The organism is Runella sp. R0.1_18, from assembly GCF_057652155.1.
The window spans coordinates 1-1,511 of the sequence record NZ_JBYFCK010000064.1 but is presented as its reverse complement, the minus strand read 5'-3'; the positions used below and the strand labels follow the sequence as shown (position 1 = coordinate 1,511).

General features: G+C 36.4%; 1 pseudogene. It reads right to left on the bottom strand.

The features are described from left to right. Positions 1 to 124: 124 nt before the first annotated feature. Positions 125 to 1,328, bottom strand: a pseudogene (locus AC23P2_RS31005) (IS3 family transposase). Positions 1,329 to 1,511 lie beyond the last annotated feature (183 nt).

The following is a 1,511-nucleotide window of genomic DNA, read 5'->3' as shown; positions in this document are numbered from 1 at the left end:
AACTTTTAAATTTGTGATTCAATGGGAAAGCATCAAAAATCATGGAGTCAGGAGGAAAAACTGACCATAGTGAATTATGGTGTACCCCGTTAATTGGACAAAATAGTTAAAACGGGTAAATGTACTATATTTTAGTTGAAATTGTACTATTCTTGCATACACTTATTCGCTCATTGAAAACCTGATTTGGAGTCAGATATGACAGAGATTGGTGCTTTCTTTCGTGGTTATAGAATTGGATATAACTAAAAAGCTCCTCGAAAAGTGCTTTTCCATCCTTGTATTCTTTCAAATAAATATCTTCATATTTGATGGTTCTCCAAAATCTTTCGACAAAAATATTGTCCAATGCTCTTCCTTTTCCATCCATTGATACACTGATTTTGTTTTCAAGCAGTACATTGACAAAATCCTTAGAAGTAAATTGACTTCCTTGCGGGGTCGCCTGTGCGATCGGTATTGAAAATTTCAGGCTTTTGCCCATTCTTCAGTGCATCATTTAAAGCTCTCAAACAAAAATCGGTTGTTAAAGTATTGGATAGTTCCCACGATAAAATAAAGCGAGAATACCAATCGACAATAGCACATAAGTACAAAAAACCTTGTTCCATCGGAACGTAAGTAATGTCAGTTGACCATACCTGATTGACTTTCTCAATTTTTTTATCCCTCAATAAATAGGGAAATATCTTATGTTCTGAATCTGGCTTTGACAGGTTAGCTTTAGGATAAATGGCCGCACGGGCGGTCCCGTTCGATACCCATCAATTTCATCAATCTGCGTACTTTTTTTACGTTAATTGGTTGAAACATATCGGGCAAATTAACGGCGATTCGTCTTGCTCCATAGAACGGATGTTTCGTATATAGCTCATCAATTGCTTTCATTAGCAACAAATTTTCAAGACATTCTCCCTTAGGTTTATAATAATAACTTGAGCGGCTGAAACCTAATAAATCACACTGGCGAGCAAGACTTACATCAAGGTCATTTACTTGAATCATCTTTTTTCTTTTCACCAGCTATAGACCTATGGATTCTTCCGCAATCTTTTTTTTAAGAAATCCAACTCCACTTTAAGCTACCCTATTTGCTGGTACAGTGGCCCCGTCAATTCCTCTTTCTCTTCTTCTGAAATTAAGGGTTTCTTGCCCGAAAACAAACTTGGGATTCCGCTCACCACTTGTTTCTTCCATTCTCCTATTTGAGTGGTGTGCAAGTCAAATTCACTACTTAATTGAGCTAAGGTCTTTTGCTCCTTCAGTGCTTCCAAAACAACTTTTGCTTTGAAAGTCTCATCGTAGTTGCGCCTGTTTCGTTTTTTCACTTTTGTATTATTTTAAAATGAAGATAATAAGTTTTTACTTATAAACTTTGTCCTAAAATTGGGGTACATTATAAATTACTACAAAGAACACGGAGCTGCTAAGACATCTAAGGAGTTTAACGTCTCGAGTGCAAACATATATAACTGGGTTTCCCAGTACGAAAAAGGAGGTTTTTCAAGCCC